This window comes from Variovorax sp. HJSM1_2 (assembly GCF_049316285.1).
Taxonomy (GTDB): Bacteria; Pseudomonadota; Gammaproteobacteria; order Burkholderiales; family Burkholderiaceae_C; genus Rhodoferax_B.
Map to the genome: position 1 here is coordinate 1 of NZ_JBMOXA010000027.1, position 25,588 is coordinate 25,588.

The 25,588-nt window shown below is 57.7% G+C and carries 22 protein-coding genes, 2 tRNA genes and 1 pseudogene; 16 read left to right on the top strand and 9 right to left on the bottom strand.

From position 1 onward, the window contains the following. The 16 genes and pseudogenes from tuf to ACFQ95_RS21540 form a co-directional block, all read left to right on the top strand. Positions 1–233: pseudogene (gene tuf, locus ACFQ95_RS21465) on the top strand (elongation factor Tu); the annotation flags it as partial. An 11-nt stretch (positions 234–244) separates the two neighbouring features. Further along, positions 245–320: transfer RNA gene (locus ACFQ95_RS21470), tRNA-Trp, on the top strand. Positions 321–411: 91 nt separating this feature from the next. After that, positions 412–795: a preprotein translocase subunit SecE gene (gene secE, locus ACFQ95_RS21475; RefSeq protein WP_422834307.1), complete on the top strand. Its 384-nt coding sequence runs from the start codon at positions 412–414 to the stop codon at positions 793–795. Further along, positions 795–1,373, top strand: a complete 579-nt coding sequence (gene nusG / locus ACFQ95_RS21480) for a transcription termination/antitermination protein NusG (RefSeq protein WP_422834309.1) — start codon at positions 795–797, stop codon at positions 1,371–1,373. Before secE ends, nusG begins: the two co-directional genes overlap by 1 nt. 136 nt (positions 1,374–1,509) lie before the next feature. Continuing rightward, a complete protein-coding gene (gene rplK, locus ACFQ95_RS21485; RefSeq protein ID WP_422834311.1) occupies positions 1,510–1,941 on the top strand; it encodes a 50S ribosomal protein L11 in 432 nt (143 codons plus the stop codon). Continuing rightward, on the top strand, positions 1,942–2,637 hold the full coding sequence (rplA, locus tag ACFQ95_RS21490; protein ID WP_422834312.1) for a 50S ribosomal protein L1: 696 nt from the start codon (positions 1,942–1,944) through the stop codon (positions 2,635–2,637). A gap of 239 nt (positions 2,638–2,876) precedes the next feature. Further along, complete coding sequence (gene rplJ, locus ACFQ95_RS21495; RefSeq protein ID WP_422834314.1) at positions 2,877–3,413, top strand: 50S ribosomal protein L10; 537 nt, start codon at positions 2,877–2,879, stop codon at positions 3,411–3,413. Positions 3,414–3,503: 90 nt separating this feature from the next. Beyond that, positions 3,504–3,878: a 50S ribosomal protein L7/L12 gene (gene rplL / locus ACFQ95_RS21500; RefSeq protein ID WP_422834315.1), complete on the top strand. Its 375-nt coding sequence runs from the start codon at positions 3,504–3,506 to the stop codon at positions 3,876–3,878. Between the two features lie 263 nt (positions 3,879–4,141). Further along, positions 4,142–8,254, top strand: a complete 4,113-nt coding sequence (rpoB, locus tag ACFQ95_RS21505; protein ID WP_422834317.1) for a DNA-directed RNA polymerase subunit beta — start codon at positions 4,142–4,144, stop codon at positions 8,252–8,254. A 27-nt stretch (positions 8,255–8,281) separates the two neighbouring features. Further along, entirely contained in the window at positions 8,282–12,505 is a 4,224-nt protein-coding gene (rpoC, locus tag ACFQ95_RS21510) for a DNA-directed RNA polymerase subunit beta' (RefSeq protein ID WP_422834319.1), read from the top strand. Between the two features lie 112 nt (positions 12,506–12,617). Then, a complete protein-coding gene (locus ACFQ95_RS21515) occupies positions 12,618–13,241 on the top strand; it encodes a LemA family protein (protein ID WP_422834321.1) in 624 nt (207 codons plus the stop codon). An 84-nt stretch (positions 13,242–13,325) separates the two neighbouring features. Beyond that, positions 13,326–14,663: a 16S rRNA (cytosine(967)-C(5))-methyltransferase RsmB gene (rsmB, locus tag ACFQ95_RS21520; protein WP_422834322.1), complete on the top strand. Its 1,338-nt coding sequence runs from the start codon at positions 13,326–13,328 to the stop codon at positions 14,661–14,663. A 28-nt stretch (positions 14,664–14,691) separates the two neighbouring features. Beyond that, positions 14,692–15,258 carry a DUF4390 domain-containing protein gene (locus tag ACFQ95_RS21525; RefSeq protein ID WP_422834324.1) on the top strand — a complete coding sequence of 189 codons (567 nt, stop codon included), beginning with the start codon at positions 14,692–14,694 and terminating at the stop codon, positions 15,256–15,258. A gap of 11 nt (positions 15,259–15,269) precedes the next feature. Further along, entirely contained in the window at positions 15,270–17,552 is a 2,283-nt protein-coding gene (locus ACFQ95_RS21530; RefSeq protein WP_422834373.1) for a sensor histidine kinase, read from the top strand. A 64-nt stretch (positions 17,553–17,616) separates the two neighbouring features. Continuing rightward, on the top strand, positions 17,617–18,318 hold the full coding sequence (locus ACFQ95_RS21535; protein WP_422834374.1) for a response regulator: 702 nt from the start codon (positions 17,617–17,619) through the stop codon (positions 18,316–18,318). Positions 18,319–18,336: 18 nt separating this feature from the next. Continuing rightward, positions 18,337–18,412, top strand: a tRNA-Phe gene (locus ACFQ95_RS21540). A 455-nt stretch (positions 18,413–18,867) separates the two neighbouring features. Here ACFQ95_RS21540 and ACFQ95_RS21545 read toward each other — a convergent pair. From ACFQ95_RS21545 to ACFQ95_RS21585, 9 genes are all read right to left on the bottom strand, one after another. After that, positions 18,868–19,416 carry an ImmA/IrrE family metallo-endopeptidase gene (locus ACFQ95_RS21545; RefSeq protein WP_422834325.1) on the bottom strand — a complete coding sequence of 183 codons (549 nt, stop codon included), beginning with the start codon at positions 19,414–19,416 and terminating at the stop codon, positions 18,868–18,870. Between the two features lie 6 nt (positions 19,417–19,422). Then, positions 19,423–19,776 carry a helix-turn-helix domain-containing protein gene (locus ACFQ95_RS21550; RefSeq protein WP_422834327.1) on the bottom strand — a complete coding sequence of 118 codons (354 nt, stop codon included), beginning with the start codon at positions 19,774–19,776 and terminating at the stop codon, positions 19,423–19,425. A gap of 140 nt (positions 19,777–19,916) precedes the next feature. Continuing rightward, positions 19,917–20,894, bottom strand: a complete 978-nt coding sequence (locus ACFQ95_RS21555) for a tyrosine-type recombinase/integrase (protein WP_422834329.1) — start codon at positions 20,892–20,894, stop codon at positions 19,917–19,919. Next, the gene (locus ACFQ95_RS21560) at positions 20,894–21,145 is read right to left on the bottom strand and encodes a DUF4224 domain-containing protein (RefSeq protein ID WP_422834331.1); all 252 of its coding nucleotides are present in this window, start codon (positions 21,143–21,145) and stop codon (positions 20,894–20,896) included. The genes ACFQ95_RS21555 and ACFQ95_RS21560 overlap by 1 nt, the downstream gene beginning before the upstream one ends. Then, the gene (locus ACFQ95_RS21565; protein ID WP_422834333.1) at positions 21,127–21,531 is read right to left on the bottom strand and encodes a hypothetical protein; all 405 of its coding nucleotides are present in this window, start codon (positions 21,529–21,531) and stop codon (positions 21,127–21,129) included. Before ACFQ95_RS21565 ends, ACFQ95_RS21560 begins: the two co-directional genes overlap by 19 nt. Then, complete coding sequence (locus tag ACFQ95_RS21570; RefSeq protein ID WP_422834335.1) at positions 21,528–23,144, bottom strand: replication endonuclease; 1,617 nt, start codon at positions 23,142–23,144, stop codon at positions 21,528–21,530. Before ACFQ95_RS21570 ends, ACFQ95_RS21565 begins: the two co-directional genes overlap by 4 nt. 370 nt (positions 23,145–23,514) lie before the next feature. Beyond that, complete coding sequence (locus ACFQ95_RS21575) at positions 23,515–23,649, bottom strand: hypothetical protein (RefSeq protein WP_422834336.1); 135 nt, start codon at positions 23,647–23,649, stop codon at positions 23,515–23,517. A gap of 196 nt (positions 23,650–23,845) precedes the next feature. Then, the gene (locus ACFQ95_RS21580) at positions 23,846–24,604 is read right to left on the bottom strand and encodes a helix-turn-helix domain-containing protein (protein WP_422834338.1); all 759 of its coding nucleotides are present in this window, start codon (positions 24,602–24,604) and stop codon (positions 23,846–23,848) included. Positions 24,605–24,680: 76 nt separating this feature from the next. Next, a complete protein-coding gene (locus ACFQ95_RS21585; protein ID WP_422834339.1) occupies positions 24,681–25,229 on the bottom strand; it encodes a helix-turn-helix domain-containing protein in 549 nt (182 codons plus the stop codon). Positions 25,230–25,588: the final 359 nt, after the last annotated feature.

Consider the following 25,588-nt stretch of genomic DNA (forward strand, 5'->3'; position numbering starts at 1 on the left):
GCCGTCACACGCCTTTCTTCAACAACTACCGTCCTCAGTTCTACTTCCGTACGACCGACGTGACCGGCGCCATCGAACTGCCAGAAGGCAAGGAAATGGTCATGCCTGGTGACAACGTGTCGATCACGGTCAAGCTGATTGCACCTATCGCCATGGAAGAAGGCCTGCGTTTCGCTATCCGCGAAGGCGGCAAGACCGTTGGCGCTGGCGTTGTGGCCAAGATCATCGCGTAATTGAAGTTTGTAGGGGTATAGCTCAATTGGCAGAGCGTCGGTCTCCAAAACCGAAGGTTGTAAGTTCGATTCTTACTGCCCCTGCCACCTGATAAGGTGGAAAAACAAGCCCGTCATGACCTGACGGGCTTCTGTGTCTCAAGAGACACCATGTATTTGATTCAGGAAATTGCCAAAAATGGCCACTTCGCAAGTTGAAACCATCAGTACCGGCGCCGACAAAGCCAAATTGGCTTTGGCAGCAGTCTTGGTGATTGGTGCCCTGGCAGCGTTTTACCTTCTGGGCAAACAAGGCCCGTTGGCGCAGTGGGGTGCTCTGATTGTGGGCTTGGCTGCTGCCTTGGCTAGCTTTTTTGCATCGGAACCTGGCAAACAGTTGATCGGCTTTGGCCGCGATTCGTGGCGCGAAGTCAGAAAAGTAGTCTGGCCTACCCGCAAAGAAGCGGTGCAGATGACTTTGTATGTGTTTGGTTTTGTTGTCGTGATGGCCTTGTTTCTTTGGTTTACCGACAAAACCCTGGAATGGGTGTTGTACGACTTGATCTTGGGTTGGAAAAAATAATGACTGATTCCGTAGAGACACCTGCTGCAGAAACGCCCGTCAACCCTGATCTGCGTTGGTATATCGTGCACGCCTACTCCGGTATGGAGAAGGCTGTAGAGCGCAACATCGCTGAGCGTATCGTTCAGTCGGGCATGCAAAGCAAGTTTGCCCGCATCCTGGTGCCAACCGAAGAGGTTGTGGAAGTACGCAACGGTCAGCGCAAGACGACCGAACGCCGCCTTTTCCCAGGTTATGTTTTTGTTGAAATGGTGATGGATGACGAGTCCTGGCACTTGGTCAAACACACCAACAAGGTGACAGGTTTTGTGGGCGGCGCCAAGAACCGCCCTGCGCCCATTTCTGAAGCAGAAGTTCAGAAGATCGTGAGCCAGATGCAAGAAGGCAACGACAAGCCCCGTCACAAGATTGAATTTTTGCCAGGCGAACTGGTCCGAGTCAAAGAAGGCCCTTTTACAGACTTCAACGGTTCGGTCGAAGAAGTCAACTACGAAAAGAACAAGGTTCGCGTGTCGGTCACGATTTTTGGTCGGGCCACCCCCGTCGAGCTGGAGTTCAGCCAGGTCGAAAAGACCTGATCAGTTAGGGTTTGAAGATTTTGGATTCCATGTTTTACGACTCGACATGGATGTTTTTTGAGAGTCGCAACCAACGGGGAGCATGCAGCAGTCAAGTGACAGCAGGCATGCGTTACCACCCGTAAGGAGTTAAACAATGGCGAAGAAAATCGTCGGCTTTATCAAGCTGCAAGTGCCAGCTGGCAAGGCCAACCCATCCCCACCAATCGGTCCCGCTCTGGGTCAACGTGGTTTGAACATCATGGAATTCTGCAAGGCGTTCAACGCCCAGACCCAAGGTGTTGAGCCAGGTCTGCCATTGCCCGTGGTGATCACCGCATTTGCGGACAAGAGCTTCACCTTCATCATCAAGACGCCGCCTGCGACCGTCCTGATCAAGAAGTCCATCAAGCTGGACAAGGGTTCTGCACGCCCTCATACCGACAAGGTTGGCAAGATCACGCGCGCACAGCTCGAAGAAATCGCCAAGACCAAGATGAAGGACATGACCGCCGCTGATCTGGACGCCGCAGTCCGCACGATCGCTGGTACGGCCCGCTCGATGGGCGTGAATGTGGAGGGCGTTTAAATGTCCAAGCTGACCAAGAAACAAAAAGCATTTGTTGGCAAAGTTGACAGCGGCAAGCTGTACACCCTGACCGACGCACTGGCCCTGGTGAAAGAGTGCGCCAACGCCAAGTTCGATGAATCCATCGACGTGGCCGTGCAACTCGGCGTGGACGCCAAGAAGTCGGACCAAGTGGTGCGTGGCGCCGTGGTTTTGCCTAACGGCACCGGCAAGAGCGTTCGCGTGGCCGTGTTCGCCCAAGGCGCCAAGGCTGAAGAAGCCAAGGCTGCTGGCGCCGACATCGTTGGCATGGACGACCTGGCCGCCATGGTCAAGGCTGGCGACATGCCTTTTGACGTGGTGATCGCTGCTCCTGACGCTATGCGCGTCGTTGGTACGCTGGGTCAGATCCTGGGCCCACGTGGTCTGATGCCTAACCCCAAGGTTGGCACCGTGACCCCTGACGTCGCTACCGCCGTCAAGAACGCCAAGGCTGGCCAAGTGCAGTTCCGCGTGGACAAGGCCGGTATCGTGCACAGCACGATCGGTCGCCGTTCGTTCGAATCCGACAAGTTGCAAGGCAACTTGGTCGCATTGGTGGACGCCTTGACCAAGGCCAAGCCAGCGTCGAGCAAGGGCGTTTACCTGCGCAAGATTGCGGTGTCGTCGACCATGGGTGTGGGCGTTCGCGTCGACACACAATCCGTCGCAGCGTAATTGCAAAAAATTCAGCCGCTTGGCTTGCCAGGTGGCTGTGGTGGTGGGCTGCAAATGCGATGTGAAAAGCATTTGCAGGTCATCCAAGACCGTTGGTGTGTAGATTAACTACGCTTAATCAGTGAAAACCAACGCAGATGGCGATCCCGCTGCTGACGGACCCGAATCCTGATCAGTTGGTCGCTGCAAAGTGTTGTGTGGAACGGCAACCCCGAACCACACGTTTTAAGGAGTTGACCTTGAGTCTAAATCGCAGTGAGAAAGAAGCGGTCATCAGTGATGTGACCAGCCTCGCCGCTAAAGCTCAAACGCTCGTGATCGCGGAATACCGTGGCATTACGGTCGCCGACATGACCAAACTGCGCAGCACCGCGCGCAGCAATGGTGTGAGCCTCAGCGTGTTGAAGAACACGCTGGCCCGCCGTGCTGTTGCCGGTAGCGCATTTGAAGTCGTCGCCGACCAAATGACCGGTCCTCTGATCTATGGCTTTTCCGAAGATGCAGTAGCCGCCGCAAAGGTGGTTGCAGAGTTCGCCAAGACCAACGACAAGTTGGTGATTCGTGGCGGCGCATACGGCGGCAAAGCTTTGGACGTGAACGGCGTTAAACAACTCGCAAGCATCCCTTCCAAGGAAGTGTTGTTGGCGCAGTTGCTGGGCTTGATGCAATCCCCCGTTTCTCGTACCGCCCGCGTTCTCGCGGCGCTGGCCGAGAAAAAGGGAGCTGGCGAAGCCGCTCCTGCCGCAGAACCTGCAGCAGAGGCCGCAGCAGCTTAATAGCTGTTGCGCAGGCAAACAATTTAGTGACTTTGGGACGGATCAGAGATCTTGTTTTTCGCCGTCCCCAACTGATATTAGGAAATCAAAATGGCATTCGATAAAGACGCATTTTTGACCGCACTGGACAGCATGTCGGTCATGGAACTCAACGACCTGGTGAAAGCCATCGAAGAGAAGTTTGGCGTGAGCGCAGCTGCTATGGCTGCTCCTGCTGCTGCTGGTGGCGGTGCCGCTGCTGCTGCAGAAGAAAAGACCGAGTTCAACGTTGTGCTGGTGGAAGCCGGCGCGAACAAGGTTTCGGTCATTAAGGCTGTGCGTGAAATCACCGGTCTGGGCCTGAAAGAAGCCAAGGACCTGGTGGACGGCGCTCCAAAGAACGTCAAGGAAGGCATTGCCAAGGCTGACGCTGAAGCTGCCAAGAAGAAGCTTGAAGAAGCTGGCGCCAAGGTCGAACTCAAGTAATCGACCTGACTGCCTGGGCTGGGGTGCTCTTTTAGGGCCCCCAGCCTTTCGTGCTTGTAAGAGCACACTGAAAAGCGGTTCGACTTAACCGTTTTTCAGTGTCTTCTGGACCCGACTGCAGAAGATGCCTTGGTTCGGATTGCGTGCAACGCGCAATCGTCCGCCATGGTTGGTAGTGGCCAACCGCCAAGTTCGTGGGGCATGACGCCCGACAACACAGTCGATTGGCCCCCAGGATTCCATAGTCCTCGCCCGGAGATCTCATGGCTTATACGTACACCGAACGCAAACGCATTCGTAAAAATTTCGGCAGCCGCGACAGCGTGCTCGAAGTCCCCTACCTTCTCCAGATGCAAAAGGACGCTTACACCGCGTTCCTGCAAGCTGACGTAGCGCCCCAGAAACGCACAGCCGAAGGGCTGCAGGCAGCGTTTGAAGCCGCCTTCCCTATCGTCTCCCACAACGGCTTCGTGGAAATGAAGTACGTCGAATACAACCTGGCGCGTCCAGCGTTCGACGTGCGTGAATGCCAAACGCGTGGTTTGACGTTCTCTTCCGCCGTGCGCGCCAAAGTACAACTGATCATTTACGACCGTGAGTCGTCGACGGCTCAGTCCAAGGTGGTCAAAGAGGTGAAAGAGCAAGAGGTCTACATGGGCGAAGTGCCCCTGATGACGGAAAAGGGCTCGTTCATCATCAACGGTACCGAGCGCGTGATCGTGTCTCAGTTGCACCGTTCGCCTGGCGTGTTTTTTGAACACGACAAGGGCAAGACCCATAGCTCCGGCAAATTGCTGTTCTCGGCTCGTGTGATTCCTTACCGTGGTTCGTGGCTGGACTTCGAATTCGACCCTAAGGACATCCTGTACTTCCGCGTGGACCGTCGCCGCAAGATGCCTGTAACGATTCTGCTCAAGGCCATCGGCCTGATGCCTGAATCCATCCTGGCCAACTTCTTCGTGAACGACAACTTCCGCCTGATGGACAGCGGCGCACAAATGGAATTTGTGTCCGAACGTCTGCGTGGCGAAGTCGCCCGTTTTGACATCACCGACAAGTCCGGCAAGGTAGTGGTCGCCAAGGACAAGCGTGTCACGGCCCGCCATACGCGCGAACTCGAACAATCCGGCACCACCTACATCAGCGTGCCCGAAGACTTCCTGATCGGCCGCGTGGTCGCGAAGAACATTGTTGACGGCGACACCGGCGAAATCATCGCCAAGGCCAACGACGAACTGACCGAAGCGCTGCTGAAGAAGCTGCGCAGCGCCGGTGTGCAAGACCTGCCTTGCATCTACACCAACGAACTCGACCAAGGCGCCTACATCTCGCAAACCCTGCGTGGTGACGAAACCGTGGACGAGTTTGCAGCACGTGTGGCCATCTACCGCATGATGCGTCCTGGCGAGCCGCCAACGGAAGACGCGGTTCAGGCCCTGTTCCAACGCCTGTTCTACAACCCAGACACGTACGATCTGTCGCGCGTGGGCCGGATGAAGTTCAACGCCAAGATGGGCCGCGACGAGCCTACAGGCCCCATGGTGCTGACCAACGAAGACATCTTGTCCGTGGTCAAGATCCTGGTGGACCTGCGCAATGGCCGCGGCGAAGTTGATGACATCGACCACTTGGGTAACCGCCGCGTGCGTTGCGTGGGCGAACTGGCCGAAAACCAATACCGCGCCGGTCTGGCCCGTATTGAAAAGGCCGTGAAGGAACGTCTGGGCCAAGCGGAACAAGAGCCGCTGATGCCACACGACCTGATCAACTCCAAGCCGATTTCCGCGGCCCTGAAAGAGTTCTTCGGCGCGTCCCAGTTGTCGCAGTTCATGGACCAAACCAACCCACTGTCCGAAATCACGCACAAGCGTCGTGTTTCGGCCCTTGGCCCAGGTGGTTTGACCCGCGAACGTGCTGGCTTCGAAGTGCGTGACGTGCACGTGACCCACTATGGTCGTGTGTGCCCGATCGAAACGCCGGAAGGTCCGAACATTGGTCTGATCAACTCGCTGGCCCTGTACGCCCGCCTGAACGAATACGGTTTCATCGAAACGCCGTATCGTCGTGTGGTCGACAGCAAGGTCACCAACGAAATCGACTACCTGTCCGCCATTGAAGAAGGCAAGTACGTCATTGCGCAGGCCAACGCCGCGCTCGACAAAGAAGGCAAGCTGACCGGCGACCTGGTTTCCGCACGTGAGCGCGGCGAATCCATCCTGGTCGGCGCTGAACGCATCCAGTACATGGACGTGTCGCCTGCGCAGATCGTCTCGGTGGCCGCCTCGCTGGTGCCATTCCTTGAGCACGATGATGCGAACCGCGCACTGATGGGCGCCAACATGCAGCGTCAAGCTGTGCCCGTGTTGCGCCCCGAGAAGCCATTCGTCGGCACCGGTATCGAACGCGTTGCTGCGGTCGACTCGGGCACCGTCGTCACCGCCACCCGCGGTGGTGTGGTCGACTACGTGGACGCCACCCGTATCGTGATTCGCGTGAACGACGCGGAAGCGGCTGCTGGTGAAGTCGGTGTGGACATCTACAACCTGATCAAGTACCAACGTTCCAACCAGAACACCAACATCCACCAGCGTCCCATCGTCCGCAAGGGCGACAAGCTGGCCAAGGGTGATGTGATTGCCGACGGCGCTTCGACCGACATGGGCGAATTGGCCCTGGGTCAGAACATGCTGATCGCCTTCATGCCATGGAACGGCTACAACTTCGAAGACTCGATCCTGATCTCGGAACGTGTCGTCGCCGACGACCGCTACACCTCGATCCACATCGAAGAACTCGTGGTCATGGCTCGCGACACCAAGCTGGGTGCTGAAGACATCACGCGCGACATCCCTAACCTGAGCGAACAACAGCTGAACCGCCTGGACGAGTCCGGCATCATCTACGTTGGCGCTGAAGTGCAACCCGGCGACACGCTGGTGGGCAAGGTCACGCCTAAGGGTGAAACCACGCTGACGCCAGAAGAAAAACTGCTGCGCGCCATCTTCGGTGAAAAAGCCTCTGACGTGAAAGATACGTCGCTGCGTGTGGACCAAGGTTCACAAGGCACCGTGATCGACGTGCAAGTGTTCACCCGTGAAGGCATCCAACGCGACAAGCGCGCCCAGCAGATCATCGACGATGAACTCAAGCGCTTCCGCCTGGACCTGAACGACCAGTTGCGCATCGTCGAGGCCGACGCGTTCGACCGTATCGAAAAGCTGCTGATCGGCAAGGTTGCCAACGGTGGCCCGCAAAAGCTGGCCAAGGGCACCAAGCTGGACAAGGCTTATCTGTCGTCGGTGGAGAAGTTCCACTGGTTCGACATTCGCCCTGCCGACGACGAAGTTGCCACGCAGCTCGAATCGATCAAGAACTCGCTGGAGCAAACGCGCCACAGCTTTGACCTGTCGTTCGAAGAAAAGCGCAAGAAGCTGACGCAAGGCGACGAGTTGCCAGCCGGCGTGCTGAAAATGGTCAAGGTCTACCTGGCCGTCAAGCGCCGCCTGCAACCCGGCGACAAGATGGCCGGCCGTCACGGTAACAAGGGTGTGGTGTCTAAGATCGTTCCGGTCGAAGACATGCCTTACATGGCCGACGGTACGCCGTGCGACATCGTCTTGAACCCGCTGGGCGTGCCTTCGCGGATGAACGTCGGCCAGGTGCTGGAAGTGCACTTGGGCTGGGCCGCCAAGGGTATTGGCCAACGCATTGGTGACATGCTGCAAGCCGAAGCCAAGGTCGCCGAACTGCGCAGCTTCTTCGACGGTCTGTACAACGACACCGGCCGCAAGGAAGACCTGTCGCAGCTGAGCGATACCGAAGTGCTGGAAATGGCTGAAAACCTGTCGCAAGGCCTGCCGTTTGCCACGCCGGTGTTCGACGGCGCAGCGGAAGAAAACATCCGCGAAATGCTGAAACTGGCTTACCCCGATGCGGAAGCCACGCGCAAGGGCCTGACCGCCACGCGCACACAAGCCAACCTGTTCGATGGCCGCACGGGTGAACCGTTCGACCGCTCGACCACCGTCGGCTACATGCACTTCTTGAAGCTGCACCATTTGGTGGACGACAAGATGCACGCCCGTTCGACCGGTCCTTACTCGCTCGTCACGCAGCAGCCGCTGGGTGGTAAGGCGCAGTTCGGTGGCCAGCGCTTCGGGGAAATGGAAGTGTGGGCGCTGGAAGCTTACGGCGCCTCCTACACCCTGCAGGAAATGCTGACCGTCAAGTCCGACGACGTGGTCGGCCGGACCAAGGTCTACGAGAGCATCGTCAAGGGCGAACACGCGATCGAAGCCGGCATGCCGGAATCGTTCAACGTGCTGGTCAAGGAAATCCGCTCGTTGGGTATCGACATCGAACTCGAACGCAGCTAATTGCAGGAAAGAAAAAGGATTTAACTCATGAAATCATTACTCGACCTGTTCAAGCAATTTACGCCGGACCAACACTTCGACGCCATCAAGATTGGCATGGCGTCGCCGGAGAAGGTTCGTTCGTGGTCTTTTGGTGAAGTGAAGAAGCCAGAAACCATCAACTACCGCACCTTCAAACCAGAGCGTGATGGTCTGTTCTGCGCCAAGATCTTTGGCCCGATCAAGGACTACGAATGCTTGTGCGGCAAGTACAAGCGCCTGAAGCACCGCGGCGTGATCTGCGAAAAGTGCGGTGTGGAAGTCACGCAGACCAAGGTGCGTCGTGAACGCATGGGTCACATCGACCTGGCCGCGCCCTGCGCCCACATCTGGTTCCTGAAGTCGCTGCCATCACGTCTGGGCCTGGTGCTGGACATGACGCTGCGCGACATCGAACGTGTGTTGTACTTCGAGGCATACGTCGTGACCGACCCCGGCATGACCCCGCTGAAGAAGTACTCCATCATGTCGGAAGACGACTTCGACGCCAAGACCAAAGAGTACGGCGACGAGTTCGTGGCCAAGATGGGCGCTGAAGGTATCAAGGACCTGCTCGAAGGCATCGAGATCGACGCGTCGATCGAGAAGCTGCGCAACGACCTGACCGGCTCCGAAGTCAAGATCAAGAAGAACGCCAAGCGCCTGAAGCTCTTGGAAGCGTTCAAGAAGTCTGGCATCAAGCCCGAGTGGATGGTGCTGGAAGTGCTGCCCGTGTTGCCACCGGACCTGCGTCCGCTGGTGCCGCTGGACGGCGGCCGCTTCGCGACCTCTGACTTGAACGACCTCTACCGCCGTGTGATCAACCGCAACAGCCGTCTGCGCCGTCTGCTGGAACTGAAGGCACCGGAAATCATTGCGCGCAATGAAAAGCGCATGCTGCAAGAAGCCGTCGACTCGTTGCTGGACAACGGCCGCCGTGGCAAGGCCATGACGGGCGCCAACAAGCGCGCGCTGAAGTCCTTGGCCGACATGATCAAGGGCAAGAGCGGTCGTTTCCGTCAGAACTTGCTGGGTAAGCGCGTCGACTACTCCGGTCGTTCCGTGATTACCGTGGGCCCAACGCTCAAGCTGCACCAGTGCGGCTTGCCTAAGCTGATGGCGCTTGAACTGTTCAAGCCTTTCATCTTCTCGCGCCTGGAAGCCATGGGCATTGCCACCACCATCAAGGCGGCAAAGAAGGAAGTGGAATCCGGCACCCCAGTGGTGTGGGACATTCTGGAAGAAGTGATCAAGGAACACCCGATCATGCTGAACCGTGCGCCTACGCTGCACCGTTTGGGCATTCAGGCTTTCGAGCCTATCTTGATCGAAGGCAAGGCCATTCAACTGCACCCGCTGGTTTGCTCGGCTTTCAACGCCGACTTCGACGGTGACCAGATGGCCGTGCACGTGCCGCTGTCTGTGGAAGCACAGATGGAAGCGCGTACATTGATGCTGGCATCGAACAACATCTTGTTCCCAGCCAGCGGCGAGCCTTCGATTGTTCCTTCGCAAGACGTTGTGTTGGGTCTGTACTACACCACCCGCGACCGTGTGAACGGCAAGGGTGAAGGTCTGATCTTCTCCAACACTGGCGAAGTGCAACGCGCTTTCGACGCGGGTGAAGCCGAACTCAGCGCGCGTATCAACGTGCGCCTGACCGAGTACACCAAGGACAAGGCGACCGGCGAGTTCGTGCCATCGACCAAGCTGTGGGAAACCACGGTGGGCCGTGCGCTGCTGTCGGAAATCCTGCCCAAGGGCCTGCCTTTCTCCAACATCAACAAGGCGTTGAAGAAGAAAGAAATCTCCAAGCTGATCAACGTTTCTTTCCGCAAGTGCGGTTTGAAGGAAACGGTGGTGTTTGCCGACAAGCTGCTGCAGTACGGTTTCCGTCTGGCCACCAAGGCTGGTATCTCTATCTGTATCGACGACATGTTGGTGCCGAAAGAGAAGCACGGCATCATCGAGCGCGCGCAGAAGGAAGTCAAAGAGATCGAACAGCAATACGTGTCCGGTCTGGTGACTTCTGGCGAACGCTACAACAAGGTGGTGGACATCTGGGGCAAGTCGGGTGACGAAGTGTCCAAGGTGATGATGGCCCAGCTGTCGAAGGAACAAACCATCGACCGTAATGGCAACCAGGTCACGCAAGAGTCGTTCAACTCCATCTACATGATGGCCGACTCGGGCGCCCGCGGTTCCGCAGCGCAGATTCGCCAGGTCGCCGGTATGCGGGGTCTGATGGCCAAGCCTGACGGCTCCATCATTGAGACGCCGATCACCGCGAACTTCCGCGAAGGTCTGAACGTGTTGGAGTACTTCATCTCCACCCACGGTGCGCGTAAGGGTCTGGCCGACACGGCGTTGAAGACGGCTAACTCGGGTTACCTGACCCGTCGTCTGGTCGACGTGACGCAAGACTTGGTCGTCACCGAAGAAGACTGCGGCACACACGACGGCTCGCTGATGCGCGCCATCGTCGAAGGTGGTGAAGTCATCGAATCGCTGCGTGAACGGGTCTTGGGCCGTACCGCTGCAGACGACGTGCTGCACCCTGAAAACCGCTCGGTGATCCTGAAGGCCGGCGAGATGTTCGACGAAGACAACATCGAAGAACTCGAAGCCCAAGGCGTGGACGAAGTGAAGGTGCGTACCGCCCTGACCTGTGCCACCCGCTTCGGTATCTGCGCCAAGTGCTACGGTCGCGACTTGGGCCGTGGTGGCCTGATCAACATCGGTGAAGCCGTTGGTGTGATCGCCGCCCAGTCCATCGGTGAACCCGGCACGCAGCTGACCATGCGTACCTTCCACATCGGTGGTGCCGCTTCGCGTGCCGCCGTGGCCTCCAGCGTGGAAGCCAAGTCGAACGGTAGCATCGGCTTCAACGCCACGATGCGCTACGTGACCAACAGCAAAAACGAGCTGGTGGTGATTGCCCGTTCGGGTGAGATCATCATCTCCGAACACGGCCGTGAGCGTGAACGCCACAAGGTGCCTTACGGCGCAGTATTGGCGGTCAAGGCTGACCAAGCCATCAAGGCTGGCACCGTGCTGGCGACCTGGGATCCACTGACGCGTCCTATCATTACGGAATTCGCCGGTACGACCAAGTTCGAAAACGTGGAAGAAGGCCTCACGGTTGCCAAGCAGGTGGACGAAGTCACCGGCCTGTCGACCATGGTGGTGATCGACCCGAAACGCCGTGGTGCTGCCAAGGTGGTGCGTCCACAGGTGAAGCTGATCGATGCTTCGAGCAACGAAGTGAAGATTCCTGGCACCGATCACTCGGTGACCATCGGCTTCCCCGTCGGTGCGCTGATCCAGGTGCGCGACGGCCAGGACGTGGGCCCAGGCGAAGTGCTGGCGCGTATCCCGGTCGAAGGTCAAAAGACCCGCGACATTACCGGTGGTCTGCCACGTGTGGCCGAACTGTTCGAAGCGCGTACGCCTAAGGACAAGGGCATGCTGGCCGAAATGACCGGTACCGTGTCGTTCGGTAAGGAAACCAAGGGCAAGGTCCGCCTGCAAATCACCGACCCTGAAGGCAAGGTCTGGGATGAACTGATCCCCAAGGAAAAGAACATCCTGGTGCACGAAGGCCAAGTGGTCAACAAGGGCGAATCGATTGTGGACGGCCCAGCCGACCCACAAGACATTCTGCGCCTGTTGGGCATGGAAGAGCTGGCGCGCTACATCGTCGACGAAGTGCAGGACGTTTACCGCTTGCAAGGCGTGAAGATCAACGACAAGCACATCGAAGTGATCGTGCGTCAGATGTTGCGTCGTGTCGTGGTGGAAAGCACTGGTGACTCTGGCTACATTGCTGGCGAACACGTGGAACGCAGCGAAATGCTCGACACCAACGATGCCCTGCGCAACGAAGACAAGATTCCCGCAACCTATACCAATATGTTGCTGGGTATCACCAAGGCTTCGTTGTCGACCGACTCGTTCATCTCCGCCGCTTCCTTCCAGGAAACCACGCGTGTGCTGACCGAAGCCGCCATCATGGGCAAGCGCGACGAACTGCGCGGTCTGAAGGAAAACGTCATCGTCGGCCGTCTGATCCCAGCCGGTACCGGCATGGCTTACCACCAGGCACGCAAGGCCAAGGAACTGATGGACGACGCCGAGCGCCGCGCCATTGCCGAAGCCGAAGCCGCTGAACTGGCCGGTGTTTCGGAAGAAGCCACCGTGGCCGATCACAGCGAGCACCCTGCCGCGGATTAATCCGCGCAAACCGTTACGACCGCTTGCGGTATATCGGTCAGAACCCCAAGCTCACCCCCCTGAGCTTGGGGTTTTTTTATGGCAAGCTGAAACCCACCAACCCTCCGCGCCCATGGGACTAGAAACACTCGACCATCTCTACATTTGGGGTGCCGCCGCTCTGCTGCTGTTCTGGGGCGTGGGCGCCTACAACCGACTGGTGCGCCTGCGCTCGGAGGCGCTGCGCAGTTTCGGCGTTTTATCGCCAATGCTGCAGCGTAGCGCCGACCTGGTCTTGGCCACGGTCATCGTGGCGCCAGTGTCGGCGCCCGCCGCCGCCCCCGACGCCTCGGCCACAACGTCGGCGGAAGGAGCGCCCGCAGCAGCTGTACATCTGCTGCGCCCGGCCTCGCCCTGGACGGGTGTGCAGGGTGCGGCCACACAATTCATGGCCTCGCTGGCCGTGGCGCGCACCAAACCGCTGGACGCCGATGCCATGGCCGCACTGAGCGCGGCCGGTGTGGTGCTGCGCATGGCCTGGCAGCGCATGGCCGCAGAATGTGCCACGCTGACCGGCGCGCCTCTTCCGCAAGCCGCCGTGTGGGACGACCTCACTCGCCATACCGACGATGCCACTCTGCTTTTCACCCAGGCCGTGCAAGACTACAACGCCGCCATAGGGCAGTTTCCAGCCATGCTGCTGGCAGGGCTGGTGGGCTTCAGGCAGGCTAGGGTGCTGGACATGTCGCTCCCTTAGCGCCCGCCCCGCGCCATCCCACGCGGTCCCGTATGGGGCCATACGCGCGACTCGACCTCTTTTCAATTTTGCTTTTGTAATCGTTTGACCAAGACCGCTCAACCCTCCTCCAAATCCATCCCGCTGTGGCAGCAACTGCAAGGTGCAGCCAGCGTCTTGCAGGCGGTTCGCCAAGGCGGCTCGGCCACGCCCGCACTGAATGCCGTAAGCCCCGCCCTGCGCCCTGGGGTACAGGCCTTGGTGTTTCACGCGCTGCGCCATCTTGGGCGCGCTGAGGTGCTGCGCAATCTGCTGGCCACACGCACGCCCCCGCCCAAGGTCGACGCCTTGTTGTGCCTGGCACTCGCCCTCGGCTGGACTGAAACCGACGCGCCTTACGACGCCCATACCCTGGTCAACCAAACCGTAGAGGCCGCCAGCCGAGGCCCGGCCAAGGCGCAGGCGAATTTCATCAACGCCTGCCTGCGCCGCTTCTTGCGTGAACGCGAGACCTTGATTGCCGCCAGCGACCGCGACCCCGTGGCGCTGTGGAACCACCCGCGCTGGTGGATCAAGCGTATGCGGGAAGAACAGCCCAACCGCTGGCAAGAGGTGCTGGCCGCCAACAATAGCCAGGGCCCTATGACGTTACGGGTCAATGAACAAAAACTGCCTCTAGCGCAATATCAACAAGCGCTAAAAGCTATCAATATAGAAGCAAAACAAGTCGCCGCCACGGGTTTGCAACTGGCCCAGGCGCAGCCCGTGCAAATGCTTCCCGGCTTTGCCCAGGGCCAGGCGTCGGTGCAAGACGCGGCCGCGCAATTGGCCGCGCCGCTACTGCTGGCCGGGCTGGACGTCCGGCAGCCGCTGCGCATTCTGGACGCTTGCGCGGCCCCCGGCGGCAAAACCGCTCATCTGCTTGAAATTGCCCCCAACGCCCAGGTTCTGGCGCTAGACGTGGACGCCACGCGTTGTGAGCGCATTCACCAAAACCTGCAGCGCCTGGACTTGCATGCCGAGGTGCTGGCCGCCGATGCGGGCAAACCCGAGGTCTGGTGGGATGGCACGCCCTTTGACGCCATCCTGCTCGATGCGCCGTGCACCGCCTCCGGCATCGTGCGTCGCCACCCCGACGTGCGCTGGCTGCGCCGCGAAAGCGACGTTGCCCAGCTCGCCCAGATCCAGGCCACCCTGCTCGACCAGCTTTGGCCACTGCTGAAACCCGGCGGCCGAATGCTTTACTGCACCTGCTCGGTATTCCATGCCGAAGGCCAGGAACAGATGGAAACGTTTCTTGCACGCCACACCAACGCCGCAATTCGCCCCTCTCCGGGTCATTTAATGCCCCAAAACGGGGGGGGAAACCCGGCTGTCCCAGACAATCCATTGGGTGAACACGACGGTTTCTTTTACGCACTGCTGGAAAAGGCCATGGTCTAGGCTCGCAGCCTGGCTGGTGGGAGCCCTGTTGCTTCTGACAGCCCTGCCCTCCAGCCAGGCCCAGTCTTTTCACGCAGAAGTGCAACAGTTGCATCTGCAGGTTGCCGATGGCGGGGTTTTGTTGTCAGGCAACGTCAAGTTCGACCTCAGCGGCCCGGTGGAAGACGCGCTGTTCAAAGGCATTCCCATGCACTTCGTCGCAGAGGCCGAGGTTTTTCGCAACCGCTGGTATTGGGCGGATGCCAAGGTCGGCTCGGATGCGCGACATATGCGCCTGTCCTACCAGCCACTCACGCGCCGCTGGCGCCTGAATGTATCACCCACGGCCATGGGCAACAGTGGGCTCGGGGTCACGTTGAACCAAAACTTCGAGTCCTTGGCCGATGCATTGGCCGTGGTCCAGCGCTTCTCGCAATGGAAAATCGCCGACCTGCCCGACGGCGCGCGTGATGCCCAGTACTACGTCGAGTTTTCGTTCCGCCTGGATGTGTCACAACTGCCGCGCCCGTTCCAGATTGGGGCGGTTGGCCAATCGGACTGGAACCTTGGACTGAGCCAGACCATCCAACTGGGCCGCGAAAGCAATGCCAAGTGAAACCCGATGATCTGCGCTCGTCAGCCCGCTACACCATACGCCAGCATGGTTTGTTGACGGCGCGGGCACGCCGGTGGGCCTTTGGCGTCGGCACCGCCGTGGTGGTTGCCGTGGGCCTGGTGCTGTTCTTCCTGCTGACACTCTCCACCAACAACCGCGAGCTTTACGAGCGCAATTACGCACGGCTGTTTGTCATCAACATGGTGGTGGCCGGCATACTGCTGAGCGTCATCCTGTGGTTCGGCATTCGCCTGCTGCTGCGCCTGCGCAAGGGCAAGTTTGGCAGCCGCCTGCTGCTCAAGCTTGCGGCCATCTTTGCCTTGGTCGGCCTGGTGCCGGGCGGCTTGATTTACGTGGTGTCGTACCAATTCGTCACGCGCTCGATTGAAAGCTGGTTCGATGTGCAAGTGGAGGGCGCGCTGGATGCGGGCGTCAATCTAGGCCGCACCACGCTGGAAGCCCTTTCCAGCGATCTGGCCACCAAGACCCGCGGCGCCAGCAGCTTGTTGGCGGAGGTGCCCAACTCGTCTGTGGGTGTGCCGCTGGAACGCATCCGCGACCAGCTCGCCGTGAACGACGTGGTGCTGTGGAGTGCCTCGGGCCAGGTCATTGCCAGCACCGGGCAGTCACGTTTCGACCTGCGGCCGGAGCGCCCCACGCAGCAACAGTTGCGCATGGTGCGCAGCCAGCGCAGCATGGCCGTGGTCGAAGGCCTGGACGACACCTGGGACACCGTGCCTACCAACGCCCATATCAAAGCCTTGGTGTTAGTGCCTACTTCCAGCCTAGGGCTCTTGGTGGAACCGCGTTTCTTGCAAGTCACACAAAGCTTGCCGCAGCAGCTGGTGAAAGATGCGGTCGCAGTCCAACTTGCCAACCGCGAGTATCAGGAACGGGCCTTGGCGCGTTCCGGGCTCAAGCGCATGTACATCGGCACACTCACCTTGAGTCTGTTTCTGGCGGTGTTTGGCGCCGTGGTGCTGGCCGTGCTGCTGGGCAATCAGCTTGCCCGCCCGCTGCTGCTGTTGGCCGACGGTGTGCGCCAGGTGGCCGCAGGCGACCTCACACCCAAATCGGTGCTGCAGGGCAAGGACGAACTCGGCGGCCTGACGCGCTCGTTTGCCGTCATGACACAACAGCTGTCTGACGCGCGCAATAGTGCTGAGCGCAGCATGACGCAGGTGATTGCGGCCCGCGCCAACCTGCAAACCATACTGGACAACCTCACCGCCGGCGTGATTGTGCTCAGCCTGGATGGCCACATTCTGTCGTCCAACCCCGGTGCCACACGCATCCTGCGCCTGCCTCTCGCAGCCCACGAAGGTGAGCCACTGAACAGCGTCTCCGGCCTGGAGGTTTTCGCCGAAAAAGTGCTCGCTCAATTTGATGCCCATGAAAGCGCCCGCAGCCAACACGGGCTCGACCATTGGCAGCAATCCTTCGAGTTGCATCCCTCACACAACGCGCACAACCCGTTCGCACAAGACGCCGTCACCCTGGTGGCACGTGGCGCCGAGTTGCCGGACGCCACTAGATTGTTGGTTTTTGACGACATTTCTGAAATAGTTTCAGCGCAACGCTCGCAGGCCTGGGGCGAGGTTGCACGGCGCTTGGCACACGAAATCAAGAATCCGCTCACCCCCATTCAGCTGTCGGCAGAACGCATGGAAATGAAGCTGCTGAACAAGCTTGGCGAGCCCGAACAGGTGCTGTTGAAGAAGTCGGTGAAAACCATCGTCGACCAAGTCGATTCGATGAAGCGCCTGGTCAATGAATTCCGTGACTACGCCCGTCTGCCGGCCGCAGAACTCAAGCCCATGGACCTCAATGCTTTGCTGCAGGATATCTTCCATTTGTATGAAAACGACACGGCCAAAGTGAGCGTGCAAACCAGGCTGGACCCGGACTGCCCGCCGATTCGCGGCGACGCCGAGCAACTGCGCCAAGTCATCCACAACCTGGTGCAAAACGCACAAGATGCCACCGAAAGCGCTGGCAAAGCCGAAAAAGGCCCGGGCGCAATCGTCAGCACGCAGTGGATTCCGGCCTCGCAAACCGTACGGCTCACCGTAGTGGACAACGGTACGGGCTTTCCCGAGAACATTCTCAAGCGTGCATTCGAACCCTATGTCACCACCAAAACCAAGGGCACAGGACTGGGCTTGGCGGTGGTCAAGAAAATAGTCGACGACCATGGCGCCCGTATCACGCTGAGCAATCGAATCGTCGACGAAGTCGTAAAGGGCGCTCAAGTGTCGTTATCATTCGGAATCAGCTCGGGCGTCGCAATTTAGCAACATCTTGCTACAAACCAACCTGAGCTCACGACTTCACTTCTTTCGGAACACGCAAGAGAACATGGCAAACATATTGGTGGTCGACGACGAGCTTGGCATCAGAGACCTGCTTTCGGAAATCCTGAATGACGAAGGCCACACGATTGAACTCGCAGAAAACGCAGCAGAAGCACGCGCCGCCCGCAGCCGCAGCCGCCCTGATCTGGTGCTGCTGGACATCTGGATGCCCGACACCGACGGGGTTTCCCTGCTCAAAGAGTGGGCCTCGTCGGGCGCCTTGACGATGCCAGTCATCATGATGAGCGGCCACGCCACCATAGACACAGCGGTGGAGGCCACGAAGATCGGTGCACACTCCTTCCTGGAAAAACCCATCACGCTGCAAAAACTGCTGAAAGCCGTGGAAATGGCTCTGGCCGGCAGCGCCAACCGCAAGCCTGCACCACAACCGGTCAACCACCACAGCAGCTTTACGGTCGAACCCATTGTTCACTCGGGCGAGACCCAATCCAGCACCAGCGTCAGCACCATCTCCACCCTGATGGATCTCGGCCCCCAGGCCCGTCAGGCATTTGATCTGAACAAACCGCTGCGCGAAGCGCGTGACGGCTTTGAAAAAGCCTACTTCGAATTCCACCTTGCACAAGAAGGTGGCTCCATGACCCGCGTGGCCGAACAGACCGGTTTGGAGCGCACTCACCTCTACCGAAAACTAAAACAATTGGGAGTTGAGCTCGGACGTGGAAAACGCGGCTTAATTTGATATATAATCATAGGCTCAGGCCCGGTAGCTCAGTCGGTAGAGCAGAGGATTGAAAATCCTTGTGTCGGTGGTTCGATTCCGCCCCAGGCCACCAGTGTTTATGCGCCCCAGCGCCCTTTCGGGTTCTGGGGCGTTTCTACATTTCGGGTCAAATTTCTACAAAAAAAATGGCGTAGAGTTTTCTACGCCATTTCTCAGTTTGTACCCCTGTCACCCTTGGCAATCAAGAATGTGGGTACTGCCGTCAAGTGACGGGCGCCAACTACCGCCGATGCCTCACTTACCGTCTGGAACCCAGAACTTAAAGAAGGTGGTGCGCTTCGGGTAGATAACGCGCCCATTTTTGCGGATTGACCGGGCGTATACCCAGCGACCGCCTTGAGACGAAGTACTCATTTGTAGTACCTTTCTAAAGTCGTTGTATGGGGTTACCTGTAGCAGCCAAAGGCACGAAGGAGTAAACTACTTCGATGCTCTTACCAAGCTAGCTGGATGCGTCACCCGTATTCGGCATCCGGGCGGTCAGGAATCTCACCTCCTGAACCGCCCTTATTTTTTTGCTGAAGTTGCCTTTAATTTTTCTAGTCGAATTTCAGCGGCTTGCACCGATACACCGAAGTGATGAGCCAATGCCCGAGCACTCCAGAGATTTAGTCGTTGAATGATGACGAGCGGCATAGAAAACTCAGCGGCATAGGTGTTCGCTTGCCATTCTGAATTCTCATATTTGGGGTAGCTCCCTCCTGGCACCTCTCGATTAATGGTTCTTCGATGAGCCAAGAGAATGTGCCCAAGTTCATGAGTAATCGTGAACGTAGCGCGGGGACCGCCACGCACCGCGTCAGCGTAAACCGCCTCATGAATGTAAAGCGTACTGGTTTCTGGAACCCAGCATGCCTCAATACCTTGGCCTACAGGGGCACTAGCCTGGTCAAACACGTCCACCACGATACCGTACCGGTGGAGGCCCTCCAGCAACTTAGGGACGTCTATGCGTCCCTCGGGAAGTCCAAGGGCTTGGCGTGTGTTCCAGGCTATCTGGCGAATCTTCAAAGTCGACTGAGGTGCGACGCGAAAACCTTCTTGTAGGCCACTCATGACGGATCAACCTTTCATAGCTTTACGCAGGAGTACCTCAAAATTTTTGAGTTGATCCGCGTCCAAATTGGTTCGAGCAAAACCGGCGACCATCATCTGCTGGGCAGGAGATAGACCGGCAATTGAAACTTGACCATTTGCCACAGTGGCGAGGTCATGCAGATTTGGTACATGTATTCCTTTACCCGCAAAGAACGCTTCAACTTTTTCAACCCATGCAACCGGTATCTTCTTTCTTCCGGTTTCAATGGCACTTAGGAACGCTGGGGTTGTGCCCAGCTGGTCTGCCATTTGCTGCAAGGTCGAATCAGTTTGTATACGCGCGCTTCTTACGGCCTTTCCAAAATTTGTAAGAGACATAGCAGTAACTCCTTCATTTATGAATGACGATTTTGTCGACTCATTGGCACCCCTGCTTGAGCGCCATGAACGAAATATATACCATTTCGGTTTAAAAATACAACCAAAACTAGAACGAATAAATTTATTTGGGTAGAAATCTAGCGTAACGGCCTGACGCGGGCTCCCATCCGCGCTTTTATGTAGTGCTCCGTCATGTCGCGGGTTTTGTGCCCCAGCAGACTTTGTGAGTGGGCCAAATCGCCCGTGTCAGTAGCCGCCTTAGCCCTAATGTCTCGAAACTGAAAACTCACTCCTGCGGAAGTGCGTGCCTTGTCAAAGCGGGAGCGCAACGCGTCCTTCCGCAAAGGGCCCCCCAGCTCATCTTGAATGAGATAAAGGCCAGTGATTTTTTTTGGGCGCTCAAGAATGCGAGCAATCACCAAGGCTAGTTCCCCAGTGATTTCAATGGCAAGACGTGCCGCAGTCTTGTTCTGAACGACCCACAAAGCTCCATCTCGAATGTCCGCTCGTTTTAACTTTAGTACGTCTGCCGGTCTTTGCCCTGTCAAAAGCGCCAAGTCCATCGCATCGACCACCGTGAAATGAGCATGCGCTTTCACCTTAGCAAATTCGGCATCCGTCACGTATCGCGAGCGTCCTGTTTCCTTGAAGCCCTTCACCCCTTGGCAAGGGTTCTGCAGAGCCGTGAAGCCCCATTCCCTAGCCTTGTTGTAGACGTGTGAGAACAATGCCTTTTCACGGTTGGCGCGCACCTTCGCCACCTGGCCGCGTATGTCCATGTACCCTCGAATATGCATCGGCTGAATGGCATCGATTGGCATATGCGCAAACACCTTTAGGAGGTTCGCCAACTCTTTGTCGTTGTCGCGTCGGGTTCCCACCGCCTTGGTGGGAAACACCTCACGCACGTAGCGCTTTGCCACCACCGAAAACAGCCGCGTGGACTCGTCTTCTTTCACGCCTTCGCGCTGCGCCCACAAGCGCAAGGCCTCGGCTCTGTCGCTCGAAAGCTTGCTCCAGATGCGCGGCGATGTGCCGCTGACGTGATACCAAACATTGCCCTTCCGGTGGAAGCGCGGCGGGTCATCAAAATTGGATTCTCTGCGTCGGCCCACTATGCCCCCAGCGCTGCAAAGTTAGGACGGTAAACCGCTTGCTCAGGCACGCCACATCCCAACATGTTTTCAACGTACTTGCGGGCCACGATGGGCCTGCGGTTGCCGTTCAACTCAAACCGCCACCCCTTCGCACGCAGCCAATCGACCTGGCGCGCGGGCGTCTTGAAGCCCGTCAGGATGTTGATTTCCTGGGCCGTTAAAAACAGAGTGAATTCCATCGCCGCGGCCTTCAAAATTGCGCTGCCCATGCGGGCATCTGATAGCTGTGAGGTTGCACCGAGTAGCCTGCCCCAAGTTCGTCGACAAAGGGCTCGTTAGCCGAACCGGTGTGAAGCTTCCGCACGCTGGCAACGATTTCACGAGCTTTCGCGTATTGCTCTTGGAGAATGCAGATTTGGCGATACATCAGACGGATTTCATTTACCTGATCTGAATGAACCATCGAGCGCCCATACTGCGTTTCCCAGTACAACGCTAACACGGCCATGCGAGGCACGCGCTCCTCAGAGAGCCAACGATGCACAGTGCGCTCCCCCACATCAAGAAATTTGGCGACCTTCTTAGCTCCCCCGAACTCCTTCACAAAAATACGGAAAACGTTCGGGCCAAAAATATCCCTAGGAGCGGAGATCATCTTGTTTGAGTCCTATTGAAAGTCGGGTTCTTGCTTTCTCTTAAGCTGCAAACCCAGAGGTTGAAGGCTTCATCAGATTTCTGATTTTGGTGTTCGAGGTCTTCGAGAGCGACAGCACCTCGCCGCATCGGTACTTCTATGGGCCCTGCACTTTTCGTAGATGGAAAAATCTCTTCAAAATCAATGCGTGCGCAGTTATTGAATCGAGTCCAAGGTAATGCAGCGGCGGGCGCCGCAACAACCAATTCAGCCTCGCGAGGCTTCGATTCAATGCGCCATTCGTCCGTGCGGGTGACAAAAACGGCAGGGCCTTGCAGATCGCATGCGCTGGCGGTAAGGCCTTTGATGCAACGTGTGAACTCATCGCGATATCGCGTGCTGGGTCGTTCGATGTAGTCAACCTGAAAGCCAAGACCGTAGACCTCGCACGCGGTCAGCCAGGCGCCGTAATCGTTCGCTTTGGTGGCTTCGTGCGCAGCAGCCAGACCGGCGCTGTCTACGTCGATGTTTGCCAGCCGGTACAGCTCGCGTGTCGGCGTGATCGACGGCACACCGAAAAACTGGAATTGGCGAATGCCCCAAAGGCGCGCCCAGGCCACGATGCGTGATGCTGCGTCAGCGCCTTTGGCTCCGGTTTCGTCATCAAGGTCTACGCCTTCACCGTCAATGCTCTTCGAGATGTACTTCGCCACGTAGCCCACTGCGCTACCTCTTGCGGGGTCGATGTGCTCGACCAGAAACCGGCGTTCCGCCGCCCCTGGCTCGTTGGGCGAATCGCAAAGCGCATAGGCTTGGGCCGTGGCAATCAACCGCTCGCTTTGCCCCAGGGGTGTGAATACCAAGACGTGCCAATGTGGACACCCATCGTGGTGCGGCTCCACCACCCGCAAGCCACAAAATTCAATGCCATCGTGGCCCAGCTTACGAGTGGTGCGCCGCCACACGTTGTTCAGGTAGGCATGGGCTTCGCGTGGGTCGGCCTGGTCATATCGGTCATTGCTTCGGCCCGTGATGTGGCGAGCGTGAAAACGACTCGGGCAGGTGATCGTCAGAAACAGCGCTTCAAAGCCCTTGTTCTTTGCATAGTCCTCGATACCCCGAATGCGCACCATGAGAGCGCTACGACGGTTTGCGGGGTTGGACAGGCTCTGCTCTGCGAGGTCTTCTAACGGCAACACCTCGCCCGTGGTTTGATTGATTGCGACCAGCGAAGCCAGCAACTCGGCCACCCGGCGTTTGTCGCGCACGGCGCGTTTCATGGCGTGGTCTGACACATAGGCACCGGCATGGCGATGGACACGCCCTGACAGGATCGCGGCATGCTCGACGCTGCGAAACCGTTTGCGCAATGCGCGCCGCCACCATGGCGCAGCACACATGCGATTGATGGTTTCTTGCAAGCTCGCTTTGTCAGGCGTGGCGATGCTGTGCCGCTTCGCAATGCCGCGCAGGATACTGGCTATACGCCCATCAGGCGTGCCGAAGGTTTTCCACCTGGCCACCATGCGTTGTACGCTGTCGGCTGCTGCTTGTGCAGCCTCGCTGAGTGCATCATCACTAAGGTCAAACGCCGAGGCCATGTCAGACAGCTCGGCAACTGATGAAGCCGTCATACTGCCTCCCACCCAATGATGAATGCGGCCTGCTCACGCAGCATGCATTCAGCGGTGTAGGCCTGGCCGTCCAAATGGCGCTCACTGCAACAGCGCGCGAAATAGGCCCGTAGATTCAAGAGCCTCTGAGCGCCTTCGCTCATGCGAGGTTCTGGCCGCGAAAGCAACCGGGTGCAAGGCGGAAGGTCTTCCGCCACAGCCCTGCGATTCGGAGCTGGAAACTGCAAAATCTCAGCCGTTTTCAAAACCGGCTCTGTACTCGGCGCAGGCTTTGAAAACGGGCGGCGCTGCGGCTGCGCGACTGGCACTGATGCAGCGCCCTGCCGCGCCCTCTGGGCCTGCCAGGTGAAATCGCGTTGGGAGTGTCGGCTCACAGCTTCACCCATGGCCACAGGATGGCAAATTGGAGCGGCGCGATGAATAGAAAAACGCCTTCTGTGCCGACAGAAAAGGAAAACAGGTTGGTGCCGCAGTTTTCTACGACGTAAAAATCGAGGGTTGGCATTGAGTTCTGTGCGAGATCAAAGATGCGATGAAGGGTCGACTGCGAAGGAGTGGGGGACAGAGTTCTCTCCCCACCCCACTTGCACTAGCGTGCAAGCGGGTCCCCTGGTCGGCGCCCAGCGGCGCTCTGTCAGGACGCACCCGCGCAGCTCGGCGGCTGTCTGCTGCTTTTCAAAAGAAGGCATGACAGCGCCTTTTCAGCCGACGATTGCTTGCAGCACCTCGACTGGTTCGGCTCGACCTTTGCGGCGAGCCTGAGCCTCTTTGTCACCATTGAGAACTGCGCGTTGCAGGTCTGCCATCGCCATTCCCAGCAGATCACCCACGGTCTCGGCATTCCCAGCAGTACGAGTTTCTTGCGGCACGTCAACCAACTGGCGTCCCATGAGTTGCGCGTAAAGCAAGCCGTTTTCTGCAAGGCGGCGTAGCACGGCAATGGCTTGCGCTTGAGAGCTTGCGGACGGGCCGTCGCTCAAGAATCCCCTGCTGCTGGGTTTATCCATGCCGGTGGAAATCGCCGTTTCGTTGCCCTCGATGCAATCAAAAATGCGGTCGATTTGGTCAGCGTCCAGCGCCGGGGTAATGCGCATGAACTGCAAATTGGCAGATTGTGGACGCGTCAGTTTTCCTGGCTTTTCAGAGGGGAAACCATCAGTTTCCCCAGTGGAACCGCCAGTTTCACCAACCACGCCAGCCGGAAATACATCGCCTCGGGCTTTGGCTTTAGCGCCGGGTACGTCTTGATCATGAAACTTATAGCCCTCCCCTTCGAAGAATTCACGAAGGGCATCAAGAAACTGGCCGTCTGGAACGTAGTTGCCGGTTTCGAATCGCTTGAGCTTGTGAGCAGGGAGGCCGGTTTTGTCGGCGGCTTGGGACTGGCTGAGTCCCAGAAAGTTACGAGCGGCGCGGGACTCGTTAGGGGACAACGCCAATTCAGAAAAGTCGATAGACATAGAAACCTCAATAGTTGACGAAACGGAAAAATCTCCGTTAAGTCAACTATATCAAAAGGTTTCTAAAAAGGAAAAACTATTTTTTTCTCAACTTTTTGTCTGCACTTGGCGCCGATTCGCTGAGTTCCTCAATCTCTGCTTGAACGACAGCCAATGTTTTGACGAGTTCATTTGTCATCTTGGCCAAGAAATCTTCGTTCTCGACCAGAAGCTCTCGAACACGTTTTTCACCATGACGAGCAATCACCAATCCTTGAACCAAGGTCTGAATAGATTGACGCTCTTCAAATGTTAGCAATGCCACCAAGGTGGCTAGCCGAAACCGATCCACCCGCTTATCTTCATGCTCAAGACCAGCGAATAGTTGCTCATTGTTTGGCGCGAACGGTGTCTCGGTTCCCCACAAAAGTACGTTCGGTGTAATTTGCAAAGCCTGGCAAAGTTCACGAAGTTCACGCGCTCCTGGCATGGTCCGGCCTGTTTCATAGCCTTTTATGGCCGACAAAGACACATTGCTTTTTTCTGCGAGCTGCGCCTGTGTTAGGCCAAGCTGGCTCCGCGCCTTGATCAGCTCAGAGCCAAATGAGATATTTTCAGGAAGAGGGGGAAGACGAGGGTCTGACACTCAAGGTACTTTTGTGGATGGCCGATGCAAGGAGTTTAGCCCCCATGAAGAAATGGCCCTACGGCATCTGAAACTTCATGTTGTACGTCAACGGCGTATCGGAACTCCTTGAGTCCGTCCTTCTACAAAGACGCTTTTTGTTCAGAACTCTAGAGTAAAGATGACAACGGAAAATGCAGGCCTTTGTAGAAAGCTCTATGCACAGGCCATTGTTCTTGAAAGGTTTTCTGAGAGATTGAAAATCCTTGTGTCGGTGGTTCGATTCCGCCCCAGGCCACCAAATACAGTTCCTCGCTTGTTCGAGAACATTAAAAAGCCCTAAGTTTCAAAAGCTTAGGGCTTTTTTCATGGCCATCGAA